This is a genomic window from Collimonas pratensis, assembly GCF_001584185.1.
Classification (GTDB): domain Bacteria; phylum Pseudomonadota; class Gammaproteobacteria; order Burkholderiales; family Burkholderiaceae_D; genus Collimonas; species Collimonas pratensis.
The window spans coordinates 1,048,106-1,063,301 of record NZ_CP013234.1; the positions used below are offsets into that span (position 1 = coordinate 1,048,106).

The window sequence follows — 15,196 nt, forward strand, 5'->3', positions numbered from 1 at the left end:
TGGCCGAATGCATCACAGGTTTTGGGCTCCGAATGCACATCTTGGGAGGTGAACGGCATGGCGAACAACAAGAAAAGAACCTGGCTGGCGGGTATTGCACTGTGCGTTGCTTCATGCATCGCGCACGCCGAGATCGTGCTGGAGCACTGGCCGGCGCCGGCGGCGGAAAAACTCAAAAGCGTGATTGCCGCCAATGCCAATCAAGGCGCGTTTGCCGTGTTCGACATGGATAACACCAGCTATCGCTACGATCTGGAAGAAGCGCTGCTGCCATTCATGGAAATGAAAGGCTTGCTGACACGCGGCAAGCTGCCGCCGTCGCTCAGGCTGATTCCGTTCAAGGACACGCCGCAATTCAAGGAAAGCCTGTACAGCTATTACCAGCGCCTGTGCGAGATCGACGACCAGGTTTGCTATCCCTGGGTGGCGCAGGTGTTCGCCGGCTTTACCTTGCGCGAACTGAAGCAGCAGGTTGACCAGCTGATGGCTTACGGCAAGCCGCTGCCCGTCAGGTACTACGAAGGCGCGGAGTTGAAGACGGCTGAGGTACAAGCGCCCAAGCCATTCAGCGGCATGCGCGAGTTGTACAAGGCGCTGATGGACAACGGCATCGAGGTGTACGTGATGAGTGCCGCCAGCGAGGACTTGGCGCGCATGCTGCTGGCCGATCCGCAGTACGGTTACAGCGTCAAGCCGCAGAACGTGATCGGCGTCGGCATGCTGCTCAAGAATCGCAAGACGGCCGAGCTCACTACCGTCCGCAAGCTGGTCCAGCAAGGAAAATATGAGCCCGAAGCGCTGCTTGACTACGAGCTGACGCCTACCCTGTGGGCGCCGCTGACCTGGTTCGAAGGCAAGCCGGCGGCGATCAACACTTATATCGACGAATGGCGGCGGCCCATTCTGGTGGCGGGCGACACGCCGGTCAGCGATGGTCCGATGTTGTTCCACAAGACCGATGTTGAGAAGGGCGGGGTGCGGGTCTGGGTCAATCGCAAAGACAAATACATGCAGCAGCTGAACGCCATGCAGCAGAAAAATGCGGCGCGTCAGAAAGCCCTTGATCTGCCGGTGACAGCCGACAAGAACTGGATTGTGGTTACCCCTGACGCGATTCAATAAGCCGCGCCATCAGCACACCGGAGGAAGCATGAAACTACGCTGCATACTAAGCGGCTGCATCGCTGCCCTGGCTAGCCAGGCGGCAGATGCACAGTCAAACATCATCTTGTACGGCCGTATCGACACCGGCATCCGTTACAGTAGCAATCAAGACATTGCCGGCGGCAAGCTGCTGGAAGTGACGTCCGGCGCCAGCAGCGGCAGTCGCTGGGGTGTCAAGGGCAGCGAGGATCTCGGCGGTGGCATGAAGGCAGTCTTCACATTAGAAAACGGCTTCGAGCCGGATACCGGCAAAGCCGCGCAAAGCGGCCGCCTGTTCGGGCGCCAGGCGTGGCTGGGTTTGTCAGGCAGCCTCGGTACGCTGACCGTAGGCCGCCAGTACAGCCCGGTCTATAACGTCGAGTTCGCCAACGAGCCTTTCGGCTGGGCCAACGTCTACGAATCGGGTTTCATCTACGATAACTATACCGGCGGCAATCGCTGGGATAATTCCGTGCTGTATCAGTACAAGGGCGGCCATTTGTCGGGCACGCTGATGACCGGCTTCGGCGAACAGGCAGGCAGCAATCGCAACGGCAGCAAGGTGGGCGGCAGCATCGCCTATGAGATCGGCCTGGGCGCAGTCAGCGCTGCCTACCAGAAGACGCATGACGTCAACGGCGTCGCCGACCATAAGGTGTGGACCGCCGGTGGCTTTTATCCGCTGGGTGGGTTCAAGCTTTTTCTCAGCTATCTCAATCACCGCAGCGACTTGACGCCGCAAAAGAACGATGTCTGGGCTGCCGGCGCATCCTATGCAGCGGGGCCGGCGGTCGAGCTGTACGGCGGCTTCTACTATGACCGCCAGCGCCAGCAAAGCGGCAACAAGCGCACTGTGGTGGGCATGTTCAACTACAAGCTATCGAAGCGCACCAACGTGTATCTGCAAGCCGATTACAGCAAGATCGACGCCGGCTATGTCAGCAATCTGTTCGACGTCTATGCTTTCCCGGTCAGCCGTGACGCCAGCGGCGTCGTCAGCGCTTTCGTCAAGACGCGCACCAGCGCCATGGTCGGCATACGCCATCAATTCTGACGCGGCCGTGATGCGCTGTCAGGCGAGTTCTTCCGCAAACAGCGCCTGTATCCGGCGCCAGGCGTCATCGTGCGCCGCTTAATTAAAGGTGTCGCCCGATTCGCAGAAGGAGCTATGTTGGGCCTCCGGGTGGACTACTGTGTTGTGTGCCGGATCCTGGCGGCGATCAGCGCGCGGTTGGACGAGGCGCTTCGCCGTGCGAGCTATCGACGCCCGCGCCGGCAAGTCCGACGGGTGTCCTTGCCAGGCGCCGCCTGATCTTTTCGACATGGAAATCGACGCAAAAATACAGCGCGATCGAACAAGCGATCGAAATCCCTGCAATCACAAAAGACCAATACCAGCTTCCCTGATGGTCAACGATCAGGTAGGCGACCACCGGCCAATGGGTAAGGTAGATTGGATAGCTCAGTTCGCCGACGAATTTATCCACTCTACTGCGCCTGGTGGCATGAAACAGAGGGATCACACAGGCTGCGAATAGCGCGAAAGGAATGCACAGCAATATCTGATGGTCCCACAGCTTCTGTGCGGCGATGATGCAGGCAATGCTGATGCCGACGCCGAATATCGAGCACCATAAGGCGTCAAGACGCATCCGCTCCAATGATGCGTTATATTTTTTCCAGCCATGGTAGGCCGTCATGCCGAATAAAAACAGCCAGAACGTATTGAATCCGCTGTAACGCTGTAAGGGATGCAGCGGATACAGGTCCGACATGATGGCAACGTGAATCAGCAATGCCATTGCAAGTACGGCGAGGATGGTTTTCGGTTTTCTGGCAATGAAGGGGGCGAGTAGATAGAAGCTGATCTCTTCGCCTATCGACCAGATGTGCGGCATGTGCGCCGCGTTCAGCAATGCGCTGGCGCCGCCTTCAGGCGTGGCAAGAAAAACCAGCTTCCCGGTCGCGCTGTCGATGCCGAACCAGCCGAGCGTATTGTAAAAAAACATCGTGAGGTTGACCGTCCAGGTGTAGACGGCTGCCAAGGTCGACGTGTATATCGCGCTCGACATCGGGGCGATCAGCAGCAATACCACCAGGAGCACGACGATGTAGCTCGGCCACAGGCGCAGAAAGCGTGCGCCATAGAATCCGGCGACGTTGTCCTGGTATTTCTCATTCAGGACCAAGGCCATATAGAAGCCGGAAATGACAAAAAAAGCGTAGACCGCCAACAAGCCGTCAATGCCGGGTACGTGGATACCGTTGTGGGAAAAGACAACCGACAGCGCCAAGAAAAAACGGATCAGCCCCATGTGTTTCTATTACTTGCTTGATTCATTTGCAACAACCTTCTGCTGGATAGCCCGGCCGGTAATAGTAACAACTCTATGCTAAGGCCTCAATAGCAGGCTGCCACGGGGTATCGATCAGAATTGGCTTGGATAAAACGGCTACGGCAGATGCATGTTTCTTCGCGTCGGCTCACCCGGCAATCCGCATCAGCTGCCAGCCGGCAAAGGCGAGCAGGATGCAGCCGCCGATCCGGTTGACGAGGGTCATGACGCCAGGCCCTATCTTGTGGCGCACCGCAGCCACGCCGCAGGCCAGCAGCAGCCACCAGAACGCCGATCCGCAAAATACCCCGAGCACCATGAGCGCCGCCGCAGCCGGCGCGCTCGCCGCCGGGCCGGCAATGGCGGCAAAGACGGCGATGAAGGAGAGGATGGTCATGGGATTGGCCAGGGTCAGCAGGAAAACGGAAATGAAGGCCTTGCCGGCAAAGGCGCCGTTGGTGACATTGGCGGCGCTGGCAGACGGCGTGGCGCGCAGAAGCTTGATCCCCATCCAGAGCAGGAACAAGGCGCCGAATACGGCCAGCGGCGTCGTCAGCGCGACAAAATAGTTGGTCACGGTGGCCAGGCCGAAGGCGCCGATGGCGCCATAAGTGGCATCCGCGGTGGCGGCTCCCAGTCCGCTGGCGAAACCGATGCGCGGTCCATGGGCGATGGTGCGCTGGATGCACAGCAGGCCGACCGGTCCCACCGGTGCGGCGATCGACAGGCCAATCAAGGCCGCTTTCATGAATAATGCCATCTCCACTTTTAATTCCTTGAAGAGCTACGCTGGAAGGTGAATTATCTCAAGAGCGCCATTGCAGTCGAATAAGCAAAATAAGGCAGAACTGTTATATTGCCTTTATTATTCTCGTCAAATCTGCCGTTATCCTTAATCATGGAAATAGATGCCAAAGGCTGGAAAATCCTGGCCGCGATTCAGAGCGACGGCCGTATCTCGCTGAAGGCGCTTGCCAACCATTGCGGCCTGTCGCTGCCGGCGACGTCGGAGCGCCTCAAGCGGCTGGAGGAGGCGGGGATTGTCAGCGGCTATCGTGCGGTAGTCAGCGCCGAGGCGGTCGGCTACGGCGTCATGGCGGTGATCGGCATCACCACCGCGCAGCCCGACAAGGCACGCCTGATCGCACAGCTGCAGGCCATGCCGGAAGTACTCGAATGCCTGCATGTGACAGGACAGGATTCGTTTCTTCTGCGAGTCGTGACCAAGGATATCCGCCATCTGGAATGCTTCGTCGGCAGCATCAACCATTATGGTGAGACGCGGACTTCGATTGTCATGTCGACCCCAATCGCGAAGCGCTCGATTGCGCAATTTCCCGCTGAATTGTGAAGTGTCGCCTGGGTCTGCGGCGCTGGCTGTCGTGGTGCGCCGGAAGGAGAAATGGCGCTGCGTGGTGGTTTGCAGGCAGTCGACCTGGCTAGAACGGCAAACGCATGATGTTTTATATGCAAGGCAGAAAAAGAAATGGGTTATGCCCTGTTCGGGACATAACCCACTCCAACTGTTACCTTTCAAGAGGTAGGTTTACTTTACATTCACTACCCCACTGGCGTCAACTGTTGATGTTGACAGCCCGATGGACTGGCAAGACGCAGTTCCTTTGTACCGCCTCTTCCCTCAATCAGATTGCAGATCCGGTGTCGTTCCTGGCGCCGATGTTTCCTTGCTCATTGGCCAGAAGAATGGCCCTTTTTTTCGTTTGGACGGGCATCTAGGTAAGACCGTGATGAATCCGGCGCATCAGACTATGCGTCATGCATCGCGTTTTTCCACTCTTACCTGGAGGCGTCTGTGATTGATAAAAATGCGTTACGAACAGCTCGGCTGAAAAAAGCCGCATTGAATTTGGCAATGCTCATTTCCGCTGCATTGCTTGGCGCTTGCAGCGACGGCAGTTCCGCTCTGCAGACCGCCGTTTCATCGGCAGCGGCGCAGCAGCCGGAAGCCCGGCCGGCGACCATTACGCCTTCAAGCACGGTGGCAGCATCGCCGGCAATGACGCCGGCAGCGACGGTGACACCGGCTGTAACGACACCGGCAGCGACAACGCTGGTAGTGACAACGCCGGCAGCGACGACACCAACGACGACACCAACGCCGACAACCCCAACGACGCTAACGGTAACGGTAGCGACTCCGGCGGCAACCCCCGCTCCCGCCGTCGCCAAGCCAGGTTTGTATATCAGCGAAGTGGCAGCCAATTACCGTCGCACGGACGGCGTCAGCTGGGTCGAGATTTTCAACAACTCGACGCAAGCGATCCACCTGAGCGACTATCGCCTGCGCACCACCGGATGGAATATTGCCACGCAAGATATCAGTACGGCGCCGATGAATTTTGATCTGCCGAAAGTGGATATTCCTGCCGGCGGCTATTTTGTCATCGCCGGGAAATTCATGCCGTTCCTGACGAATACCGACAAATCCGCCTACGTCTCCAAGACCTCCGTGAGCAATGGCAGCAGTAAAACCTATCTGCCTTACTGGAGCGACAGTGCTGGTTTTGTCGAACTGCTGACGGCCAGCGATAACAAGACAGCGGATTTCGTCCGCTTCGGCACATCGGCAGTCACGCCGCTGACGCCATCGGCATGGAGCGGCGACAATGTGGCTGCGTTTCCCGCCAAGCCCGATTACGTGACTGTAGCCACGCCCGATCCGCTCGACAGCTACGATGGTTCGATCGTCAGACTCAGCAGCAGTTTCACGGCCAGCGGCAGCAAGAGCGACTGGAGCCGGGTGGCGTTTTCGACGCCGGGCGGTCCGAATGACGTGGCGGCCGATGCGATCGACAGCGACAAGGACGGTATTCCGGACTCTGCCAAAGTCGCGGGCGGCACCTTCGGCGGCATGGACTTGTACAGCCTCGGCGCGCGCAAGGGCCAGCGTGATATTTTCATTCACGTCAACTACATGAACAGCGCCACCGACACCGCGGTGACGCCGCAGAAAAGCGCCTTGCAAATGGTGGTCGATGCATTCAGCCCGCATAACATCAAGATCCACTTCGATGTCGGCAATCTGTTCAGCAGCGCGGTGTCGGCCGCCAGCTTCAATCTGTCGGGAGATGTCAGCCATAAAGTCGCCTTTGAGAAGTGCACGCAGATTCTTTCTTCGACCGCCAAGTCCAATTCCGACTTCACGCCCGATGCCGGCTGTTCCAGCATCTATAAGTATTCAAGCGGCTCCTTCGATGTGCGCCGCAAGCCGGTATTCCGCTTCATGCAGATGGCCAGCTCGCAGCTCGCCAGCGGCGCCGGCGGATCTTCAGGCATCGCCGAACTGCCGGGCAATAAATTCCTGGTCACGCTGGGCGGTTCCGGCTTCGCGCCGAATAACGCCAGGCTGCAAACCATCCTGGTCAATTTCCAGGGCGGCACCATCATGCATGAATTCGGCCACACGCTGGGATTGCACCATGGCGGTTTTGAAGACCAGAACTACAAGCCGAACTACTTCAGCATCATGAACTACATGTACCAGCTGAATGGTCTGCCGGCCGATACCCGTGGCGGCAATCCGCTGCAGCGCTACTACTACACCTTCAACAATGATTTCAATTCGCCGGTTCCGGGCTATGCCAAGGCCGGTACCTACAAGCTCTGCGATTTGCCGGAAGGGCCATGCAATGCGGTGTTCAAGATAGACTACTCAAACGGCTCGGGGAAAAGCCTGGACGAGGCCAACTTGCTGGAAGCCGACAACATCGGCCGCGGCAGCGTCAACGGCGCCTACCTGGACTGGAATCTAAATGGCCTGCAGGATCCGTTGAGCTATGCTTTTGACTACATCAACGGCCAGACCGTGATGCAGGATAACGACGACTGGAGCAAGCTGATCCTGGCAGCCAATCCGCATCAGCTTGTGGCGGCGGCAGTGGAAGCCAAGGCAGGCGTGCGTCTGGGCGAAACCAGGAAGCGCGGTGTGATCGCACTGGAACAGCCGCCGTCGGTACACTTGCTGAATCAACTCACCAACCTGAAATAAACCGCATGAAAATGACGAGCTCGATGCGCCACTTGAGGTTGCTGCTGTCAGCCGCGGCGCTGGCGGCTTGCGCCTGCCAGAGCGTGGCCGGCGATAGACTGCAGTTCGAGGGCGTGCCGCTGGAGAGTGGGGAAACGTTGCTGGCACATGCCGCGGTGAATCCGGCTGGCCAGATGCAGCTCGACCTGGGGCAGCAGGGCGTTGTCACCATCTCGCCTTGGCCGAAGGCATTGCCGCGGCAGCTGCAAGCGCAATACGCGACGCTGCGGCAGACCATGCATCCGGCGGGGCCGCTGCAGTCTTTGCTGTTGCGCACGGCGGAAGGCAAGGAACCATGGCTGACGCTGGTGGCGAACGGCGGGCTGAACTGGGGGGTGCTGCCGGGCATCCGTCTGCGGGCAGCGGCTGGTGGCGGCGTCAGGATCGCAGGTTTGAAAACCGATCTTCCCGTGGCGCCGGGTGAGACCGTTAAATTCCGCGATGGCGCCATGCATTGCTGGCAGTTCAGCCTGCTTGCGGTGCGGCTGCCGCAAGGCAGGGTGGGCATTTCCCAGGAAGGTGAAGCGCGTGCCGACTGGTACTTGCGCGGAGACGTTGCATGCTGACGGAGCTAGTGCGATATGCCTGTTGAACGACACGATACGGCTTCCAGAAATGGAAGCCGTATTTACTTCAACGCTCTGTCAAGCCGATGGCAAGGGAGGCTTTGACGGCTGCCATTCGCGCGCCAGCAATGCGTAGCCATATTCATCGGACCAGACGCCCTTGAAAAGAATGTTTTCCCGAAAATGCGCCTCGCGCCGGAATCCCAGTTTTTCCAGCAGCCGCTGTACGCTCAGGTTGGACGCATCCACGGTGGCAGTGATCCGGTGTTTCTTGAGATCGTCGAACAGGCAAGCGATGACACGGGAAAGCGCTTCCGTGGCGTAGCCTTGTTTTTGATAGCGCGAGTCGAAAGTCACGCCGATTTCGGCCTGCTGCCCATCGTCGAAGAAATGCACTGCGACGTCACCCGCCAGCGCGCCGTCTGCTGTGCGTTCGGCGGCGATCTGGAACCAGCTGTCGTTGGTATTGAACGCCAACCCATGCTGTTGCTCGAAGAACGCTTCGGCGTCCGCCGCAGAATAGCTGGACCAGCTTTGATAGCGCGCCACCTCGGGCTGGCTGCGGTAGCCGGCAAATGCGGGCAGGTCGTGGCGGGTGAATTTTCTTAACAGCAGTCGCTCTGTCGCCAGCGGCAATATATCCATTTTTGTTCAATCTTGCAGTTCAATGTGCGGGGCTTCGGCTGAAATTTCACCAGGATCTTTATCAGTGGTGGCGATGTTAGAGGTAATCGCCCCGGCTGGCAAACCGGTTCTTGTAATTTGGGCAGTACTGGCTGTGGGAGGACTAGGACTGGATGGCGTGCAGGAAAGACGCCAGGCTTGGGGCGGCTGAGGAATTCTTGTGCGAAAAAGAAAAAAGGCCCTCGAAGCCGAGAGCCTTATATTCAATGGTGCCGAGAGCCGGAATCGAACCGGCACGCTGTCTCCAGCGCGGGATTTTGAGTCCCGTGCGTCTACCTATTCCGCCATCTCGGCAACGCGTCCGCTATTATGACTTAATTCGGCGGCGCGATCAATAGCTGCATGAATCTGTTGCCCTTTGAATACCCTGTTTGCTACGGATATCGCCCGGGCAAGCAAGCTAATTGGCCACGCGCTGGTACAGGCGGAAGCGTTCATCCCTGTCCGAGGGACGGCGGCCGGTCCACAGCAGCTTCCAGTTGCCTTTGAATTCGCGCCAGATGGCATCGTCGGACTTGACCGAGATATTGTCCTGGTAGAGCAGGAAATCGCAATGCGGCTGGCCGTATTCGCCAAACGGGATGTCGCCGAAGTAGGCGAACGATGCCCGTTGCGCCGGGCCGACGTTGGTGTCCACGCATTGCTTGACGGCCGGCAGATTCTGGTCGATCTGGGCAGCGACGCCAGCGTAACTCTTACTGTAGTTAATCCATGGCAGCCACAGCGTGGTCAGCAGCAGCCAGCACAGGATCACGCCGCCGGACGACAGCACCACGGCGCGCCACAATACCGAGGGCCGGCGCGACAGGCGCCAGTTCACCAGCAGGATCCAGAATACCGACCCGAGGATAGCGATCGCCAGCGCCATCAGGTTGAATTCAGGCTTGAAGCCGGGCGCCAGCTTGTAGACGTTCTTGGCGAGCTGCGCCGGCCAGCCGCTTTCCTTGGCGATCCAGGCCAGCCAGATGAAGGCGGCGCAGGCGGTCAGGGTCATCACCGAGAACCAGTCGACGGCGTTGATGGCGCCGCGCTTCATGGTAGGCAAGCCGAAGGCGGCCAGGATCACCAGCGCCGGCAGCAAGGGCAGCAAGATACCTTCTTCCGGATGCGGATTGAGCAGCAGCACCACTGTCAGGCTGACGAAGAACGCCAGCGGCAAGGCGATATGCAGCGTCGAGCGCTGTTCGCGCCAGGCATATACGGCCCAGCCGGCGAAAGGCCAGGCCGGCCACGCAAACCAGATGCCGTACTTGAAGTAATACGCAATGGCGGTCCAGGTCGGCCAGCTCAGTTGCTGCAGATTGAAATTTTCCCAGGCGGTGAAACGGTTGACGCCGTGCGGCAGCAGGGCGCAGCTGGTGGCCAGCCAGAGACCGGCGACCATCAGCGTCACTGGCAGGGTCACCAGCAGCAAGTCCCTGATGATGGCTTTTTCCCGTATCAAGGCCAGCGCCAGCAAGCCGCACAGCAGCGCCAGCGGCAACACCCAGCCGCGGGTCAGGATCAGCAGGCCGAAGGTCAGCCCGAGCACGGCGGCGCTGCGGATGCTGCGTGCTTCAAACAGGCGCACCGCGACATAGATGGAAAACGCCACCAGCGAAATCTGCAAGCTCTTGGCGGTGGCTTCATGGCTGTGCGACAGCAGGCCCAGGCAGCCCAGGTAAATCAGGAAGGCGCCGTCGGCCAGGGTGCGGCCGAAGTCGCGCGGTTCGGGCTGGCCGCCAAAGGCCAGCCGCAGCGGCTGCGCCTCGGTGCGCCGGCCCAGCAGGTAAGTGGCGTACCAGACCGAGAGCGAGCCGACCACGAAAAATATCACGGTGGAGAGGCGGGCCGCCAGCGGATCGCTGAGCAGCCAGCCGAACAGCTTGATGAACAGCGCGCCGATCCAATAGGTCAGTGGGCTTTCCGCCGGCATCGGCAAGCCGACGATGTTCGGCGCCAGCCAGTCGGCCCAGCCGCCATGCGCCATGGTCCAGGCGATGCCGAAACTGGAGGCGTCTTCATTTTTCCACGGATCGCGCCCGATCAGGCCCGGCAGGATATACAACAATCCCAGTGCCCACAGCCCCCAGCGTGGCAGTGCGCTGGTGGCGGAAGCAGGGAGACGGACGGGCTTCATCACAATGGTGTTTGATCAATGTTGAATTGCTGGGTATTGTGCCGGATAGCGGAGTACTTCGCTATTGCTGAGAGTAATTTTTGTTCTCGATGTTCTCAAGCGAACATACAATTATTTACTATTTATCAAAGAGTTAGCTGGCGCAGAGAGCTACCGTCGCGAAATCTGATAAATAAAAAAAGGCAGCCGCAGCTGCCTTTTTGAACAAGCGGACGAATTATTGATTCGCGATCGCTGTCTTGGAACCGACAGTACCGAATTTCTTGCGGAACTTGTCAACGCGGCCGGCGGTGTCGACGATCTTGTGTTGACCGGTGTAGAACGGATGCGATTCCGACGAAACTTCAATCTTCACCAGAGGGTATTCTTTACCTTCGTGGGTGATGTTTTCGCGAGTCTGGATGGTCGAACGTGTGATGAACTTGAAATCGTTCGACACGTCGTGGAACAGAACTTCGCGGTAATTTGGGTGAATGCCGTCTTTCATAATTGCCTCAATGGAGTTGGTAGCCAATCAATCACTTCGTCGGTCGCCTTGCTTCTTGACCCGATTGTCGATCACTTGCCGGGGGTGGAAAACCGCAAATTATACAATAAATCCCGCCAGGAATTGGGAAAAATGAATGAAATCAGTGCCTTGGCCGGATAAAACGGCACTGTATCCTTATTTTTCCTGGTCACGGGAATGCCGGCTGGGCATGGCGCCCAGCCAGGCCAGCCCTAGCTCTTTACCGGCACGGGGGTTTGATTGCCATTTTTACGATACAAATACAATGTTGCAATCAAGCCACAAATTGCCGCTGCAGTCATCCACATGCCCGGCGCACCCTTGTCGCCGGTGTATTCGATCAGGCCGGTGGCGATGGCCGGCGTGAAGCCGCCGAAAATCGCTGTCGCCAGGCTGTAGGCCAGCGAAAAGCCGGCAGTGCGCACTTCAACCGGCATGATTTCGGTCAGCGCCACCACCATCGCGCCGTTATAGCTGGCATACAGGAAGGACAGCCACAGTTCGACCATCAGCATCTTCTGGAAGGTCGGATCGGCCACCAGCCAGGACATGGCCGGATAGGCGCTCAGGATGGTCAGCACGGTAAACAGGATCAGCAGCGGCTTGCGGCCGATGCGGTCGGACAGCGCGCCCATCACCGGCAGCCAGATGAAGTTGGAGATACCGATGCAGAAGGTCACTATCAGGGCATCGGTGGTGCTCAGGTGCAGCACGCTCTTGCCGAAGGTCGGTGTGTAGACCGTGATCAGGTAGAACGACACGGTAGTCATCGAAACCAGCATCATGCCGGCGATCACCAGGCCCCAGTTGTCCACCATCGAGCGCAGGATTTCACGCACCGGCGGTTTGTGCTTGCGCGCCTTGAATTCTTCGGTTTCCTGCAGCGAACGGCGGATCACGAACAGCACCGGCACGATCATGCAGCCGATGAAGAACGGCACGCGCCAGCCCCAGTCGGCGATCTGCGCCGGCTGCAGCCACACTTGCAGGCCATAGCCGAGCGCCGCGGCGACGATGATCGCCACCTGCTGGCTGGCGGACTGCCAGCTGACGTAGAAACCCTTGTTGCCAGGGGTTGCCATTTCCGAGAGGTAGACCGAGACGCCGCCCAGTTCCACCCCGGCTGAAAAGCCTTGCAGCAGTCGGCCGACCAGCACCAGGAACGGCGCCGCATAGCCGATGGTAGCGAAGCCCGGCACGAAGGCGATCAGCATGGTGCCCAGCGCCATCAGCGCCAGCGTCGTGATCAAGCCCTTGCGGCGGCCCACCCGGTCGACGTAGGCGCCGAGGATGATGGCGCCCAGCGGCCGCATCAGGAAACCGGCGCCGAAGGTCATGAAGGTCAGCATCAGCGAGGCAAATTCGTCGCCCGCCGGGAAAAACGTCTTGGAGATATAGGTCGCGTAAAAGCCGAACAGGAAGAAATCGAACATCTCCATGAAGTTACCGCTGGTAACCCGCAGGACTGTGCCGAATTTCGATTGGCTGGATTGAGTAGTCGCCATGATGTGCCGTTGCGAAAAAAGGAGGTTCGCAAGGATAGCATTTAACCGCTGGACTTGTTCTGACTATGTGTGAGGATATTGTAGCTATCTGTTGCTTAAAATCACCATTCGCATGATTTGACTACCGCGCAGGAGTAGGTGCACTGCACCAATTTTCAGCGCGCGCATAAAAAAAATCTGACGCGCTTGCGCAGGTCAGATTTTTTTGATTTCCGGTTGCATTCAGCGGTAACCGGAACGGTCAACTTCGGTTAACCGCCGCGTCGCATCATGTCGAAGAACTCGGCGTTATTCTTGGTCGACTTCATCTTGTCGAGGATGAACTCCATCGCTTCGATTTCATCCATGCTGTACAGCAGCTTGCGCAGCACCCAGATCTTTTGCAGCTGGTCAGGCTTGATCAGCAATTCTTCGCGGCGGGTGCCGGACTTGTTCAGGTTGATCGACGGGTACACGCGCTTCTCGGCAAGGCGGCGTTCCAAGTGGACTTCCATGTTGCCGGTACCCTTGAATTCTTCGTAGATCACGTCATCCATGCGGCTGCCGGTTTCGATCAGTGCGGTCGCGATAATGGTCAGCGAACCGCCTTCTTCGATGTTGCGGGCGGCGCCGAAGAAACGCTTAGGACGCTGCAGCGCGTTGGCGTCGACACCGCCGGTCAGCACCTTGCCGGAGGCCGGGATCACGGTGTTGTAGGCGCGCGCCAGGCGGGTGATCGAGTCCAGCAGGATCACGACGTCCTTTTTCATTTCGACCAGGCGCTTGGCTTTTTCCAGCACCATTTCGGCAACCTGCACGTGGCGTGTGGCCGGTTCATCGAAAGTCGACGCCACCACTTCGCCGCGCACCGAGCGCTGCATTTCTGTCACTTCTTCCGGACGTTCGTCGATCAGCAAGACGATCATCACGGTGTCAGGATGGTTGGTGGTGATCGCATGCGCAATGTGCTGCAGCATGACCGATTTACCGGACTTCGGCGACGCTACCAGCAGGCCGCGCTGGCCCTTGCCGATAGGCGCGATCATGTCGATGATACGGCCGGTGATGTTTTCTTCGCCGCGCATGTCGCGTTCCAGCGGCAGCGGCTTGTTCGGGTGCAGCGGCGTCAGGTTTTCAAACAGGATGCGGTGCTTCGAAGCTTCCGGCGATTCGCCGTTGACCTTGTCGACCTTGACCAGTGCGAAATAGCGCTCGCCGTCTTTCGGTGTGCGCACTTCGCCTTCGATCGAATCGCCGGTGTGCAGGTTGAAGCGGCGGATTTGCGAAGGCGAAATATAAATGTCGTCGGTGGACGCCATGTAGCTGGCGTCGGGCGAGCGCAGGAAGCCAAAGCCGTCAGGCAGGACTTCAAGGGCGCCGTCGCCGAAAATCTGTTCTCCTGATTTCGCGCGCTTTTTCAGGATCGCGAACATCAGCTCTTGTTTGCGCAAACGCGCTGCGTTATCGATGTCCAGGCCGATTGCCATTTCTAGCAGGGCGGAGACGTGTAACGCCTTCAATTCAGATAAATGCATAGGTATGAGTGTCCCGGGATGGGAAATATTGGGTGGGGGAGGGAACTGCGTGGTGTAGTCAGTAAAACACAAGCGGCGATGCGGGCGCACCGCCGCGGTTCTTATTATATATTCGAATCAATGAATGCTGTCAGCTGGCCCTTGGCCAATGCGCCGACTTTTTGTGCCGCTGGAACACCGTTCTTGAACAGGATCAGTGTCGGGATGCCGCGGATGCCGTGCTTGGCTGGTACTGCCTGGTTGGAATCCACATCCAGCTTGACGATCTGCAGCTTGTCGCCGTATTCCTTGGCCACTTCTTCCAGGATCGGGGCGATCATCTTGCATGGACCGCACCACTCAGCCCAGAAATCGACCAGGACCGGTTTGTCGGATTTGAGTACGTCTGCTTCAAAAGCTGCGTCGGATGTGTGTTTAATATGTTCGCTCATGGTTTCCTCAGTGTGAGGGAAAAAATAATCAATGTGTGCCAAGACGACTTACCATTTCTGCTTGGTGGCTGCCTACGGCGTTCCCTATTCTAGTGAATAAGTGGGGATGCCGTGCGCGAATTCAAGTTTCTGTGGGTGTGGTAAGAGGTGTTGCGGCGGGATATTCACTAAATAATAACCGATTTTGATAAAAAGTGTGGTGCATGATCTTATTTTGCGGGGATTTTTTGAGGGGCTCGCATAAAATGACAGGTAATTGTTGCAAAAGAGAGCCCCGCTGGGCCGCTTTCCGGGGCTGCGCGCCCGAGACTGCCTGCATCGCCGCAACACTTCAGTGAGCCT

At 58.2% G+C, this 15,196-nt stretch carries 13 protein-coding genes and 1 tRNA gene; 5 read left to right on the forward strand and 9 right to left on the reverse strand.

The features are described from left to right. The first annotated feature begins 57 nt into the window (after window positions 1-57). Together CPter91_RS04735 and CPter91_RS04740 are read left to right on the forward strand one after the other, a co-directional pair. Window positions 58-1,122 carry an HAD family hydrolase gene (locus CPter91_RS04735; RefSeq protein ID WP_061937602.1) on the forward strand — a complete coding sequence of 355 codons (1,065 nt, stop codon included), beginning with the start codon at window positions 58-60 and terminating at the stop codon, window positions 1,120-1,122. Between the two features lie 28 nt (window positions 1,123-1,150). Beyond that, the gene (locus tag CPter91_RS04740; protein WP_061937606.1) at window positions 1,151-2,197 is read left to right on the forward strand and encodes a porin; all 1,047 of its coding nucleotides are present in this window, start codon (window positions 1,151-1,153) and stop codon (window positions 2,195-2,197) included. Window positions 2,198-2,363: 166 nt separating this feature from the next. Here CPter91_RS04740 and CPter91_RS04745 read toward each other — a convergent pair whose 3' ends face one another. Together CPter91_RS04745 and CPter91_RS04750 are read right to left on the reverse strand one after the other, a co-directional pair. Continuing rightward, window positions 2,364-3,458: an acyltransferase family protein gene (locus tag CPter91_RS04745; RefSeq protein ID WP_061937609.1), complete on the reverse strand. Its 1,095-nt coding sequence runs from the start codon at window positions 3,456-3,458 to the stop codon at window positions 2,364-2,366. Between the two features lie 169 nt (window positions 3,459-3,627). Continuing rightward, entirely contained in the window at window positions 3,628-4,239 is a 612-nt protein-coding gene (locus CPter91_RS04750) for a LysE family translocator (protein WP_236906029.1), read from the reverse strand. A gap of 138 nt (window positions 4,240-4,377) precedes the next feature. Here CPter91_RS04750 and CPter91_RS04755 point away from each other — a divergent pair, with 138 nt between their 5' ends. The 3 genes from CPter91_RS04755 to CPter91_RS04770 all read left to right on the forward strand — a co-directional run bounded on the left by CPter91_RS04755 (window position 4,378) and on the right by CPter91_RS04770 (window position 8,093). Then, a complete protein-coding gene (locus CPter91_RS04755) occupies window positions 4,378-4,830 on the forward strand; it encodes an Lrp/AsnC family transcriptional regulator (RefSeq protein WP_061937615.1) in 453 nt (150 codons plus the stop codon). A 522-nt stretch (window positions 4,831-5,352) separates the two neighbouring features. Continuing rightward, window positions 5,353-7,488: a lamin tail domain-containing protein gene (locus tag CPter91_RS04765; RefSeq protein ID WP_150119622.1), complete on the forward strand. Its 2,136-nt coding sequence runs from the start codon at window positions 5,353-5,355 to the stop codon at window positions 7,486-7,488. Between the two features lie 5 nt (window positions 7,489-7,493). Beyond that, window positions 7,494-8,093: a hypothetical protein gene (locus tag CPter91_RS04770; protein ID WP_150119623.1), complete on the forward strand. Its 600-nt coding sequence runs from the start codon at window positions 7,494-7,496 to the stop codon at window positions 8,091-8,093. 78 nt (window positions 8,094-8,171) lie between these two features. Here the strand turns inward: CPter91_RS04770 and CPter91_RS04775 are convergent, their stop codons facing one another. From CPter91_RS04775 to trxA, 7 genes are all read right to left on the reverse strand, one after another. Next, a complete protein-coding gene (locus CPter91_RS04775) occupies window positions 8,172-8,738 on the reverse strand; it encodes a GNAT family N-acetyltransferase (RefSeq protein ID WP_061937627.1) in 567 nt (188 codons plus the stop codon). Window positions 8,739-8,984: 246 nt separating this feature from the next. After that, window positions 8,985-9,071 (reverse strand) — tRNA-Leu (locus CPter91_RS04780). 106 nt (window positions 9,072-9,177) lie between these two features. Further along, window positions 9,178-10,896, reverse strand: a complete 1,719-nt coding sequence (locus CPter91_RS04785; protein ID WP_061937630.1) for an ArnT family glycosyltransferase — start codon at window positions 10,894-10,896, stop codon at window positions 9,178-9,180. 217 nt (window positions 10,897-11,113) lie between these two features. After that, window positions 11,114-11,383 (reverse strand): type B 50S ribosomal protein L31, encoded by a 270-nt coding sequence (locus CPter91_RS04790; protein ID WP_038486217.1) that lies wholly within the window; start codon window positions 11,381-11,383, stop codon window positions 11,114-11,116. 233 nt (window positions 11,384-11,616) lie between these two features. Next, the gene (gene tcuC / locus CPter91_RS04795) at window positions 11,617-12,909 is read right to left on the reverse strand and encodes an MFS transporter (RefSeq protein WP_061937633.1); all 1,293 of its coding nucleotides are present in this window, start codon (window positions 12,907-12,909) and stop codon (window positions 11,617-11,619) included. A 251-nt stretch (window positions 12,910-13,160) separates the two neighbouring features. Beyond that, window positions 13,161-14,423, reverse strand: coding sequence for a transcription termination factor Rho (rho, locus tag CPter91_RS04800; RefSeq protein WP_014004861.1), 1,263 nt, complete (start codon window positions 14,421-14,423; stop codon window positions 13,161-13,163). Between the two features lie 104 nt (window positions 14,424-14,527). After that, window positions 14,528-14,854 (reverse strand): thioredoxin TrxA, encoded by a 327-nt coding sequence (gene trxA, locus CPter91_RS04805; protein WP_061532392.1) that lies wholly within the window; start codon window positions 14,852-14,854, stop codon window positions 14,528-14,530. Between the last annotated feature and the right edge of the window lie 342 nt (window positions 14,855-15,196).

Coding starts and splice junctions, on each gene's coding strand:
- CPter91_RS04735 (WP_061937602.1), top strand. CDS start 58: ATGGCGAACAACAAGAAAAGAACCTGGCTGGCGGGTATTGCACTGTGC.
- CPter91_RS04740 (WP_061937606.1), top strand. CDS start 1,151: ATGAAACTACGCTGCATACTAAGCGGCTGCATCGCTGCCCTGGCTAGC.
- CPter91_RS04745 (WP_061937609.1), bottom strand. CDS start 3,458: ATGGGGCTGATCCGTTTTTTCTTGGCGCTGTCGGTTGTCTTTTCCCAC.
- CPter91_RS04750 (WP_236906029.1), bottom strand. CDS start 4,239: ATGGCATTATTCATGAAAGCGGCCTTGATTGGCCTGTCGATCGCCGCA.
- CPter91_RS04755 (WP_061937615.1), top strand. CDS start 4,378: ATGGAAATAGATGCCAAAGGCTGGAAAATCCTGGCCGCGATTCAGAGC.
- CPter91_RS04765 (WP_150119622.1), top strand. CDS start 5,353: ATGCTCATTTCCGCTGCATTGCTTGGCGCTTGCAGCGACGGCAGTTCC.
- CPter91_RS04770 (WP_150119623.1), top strand. CDS start 7,494: ATGAAAATGACGAGCTCGATGCGCCACTTGAGGTTGCTGCTGTCAGCC.
- CPter91_RS04775 (WP_061937627.1), bottom strand. CDS start 8,738: ATGGATATATTGCCGCTGGCGACAGAGCGACTGCTGTTAAGAAAATTC.
- CPter91_RS04785 (WP_061937630.1), bottom strand. CDS start 10,896: ATGAAGCCCGTCCGTCTCCCTGCTTCCGCCACCAGCGCACTGCCACGC.
- CPter91_RS04790 (WP_038486217.1), bottom strand. CDS start 11,383: ATGAAAGACGGCATTCACCCAAATTACCGCGAAGTTCTGTTCCACGAC.
- tcuC (WP_061937633.1), bottom strand. CDS start 12,909: ATGGCGACTACTCAATCCAGCCAATCGAAATTCGGCACAGTCCTGCGG.
- rho (WP_014004861.1), bottom strand. CDS start 14,423: ATGCATTTATCTGAATTGAAGGCGTTACACGTCTCCGCCCTGCTAGAA.
- trxA (WP_061532392.1), bottom strand. CDS start 14,854: ATGAGCGAACATATTAAACACACATCCGACGCAGCTTTTGAAGCAGAC.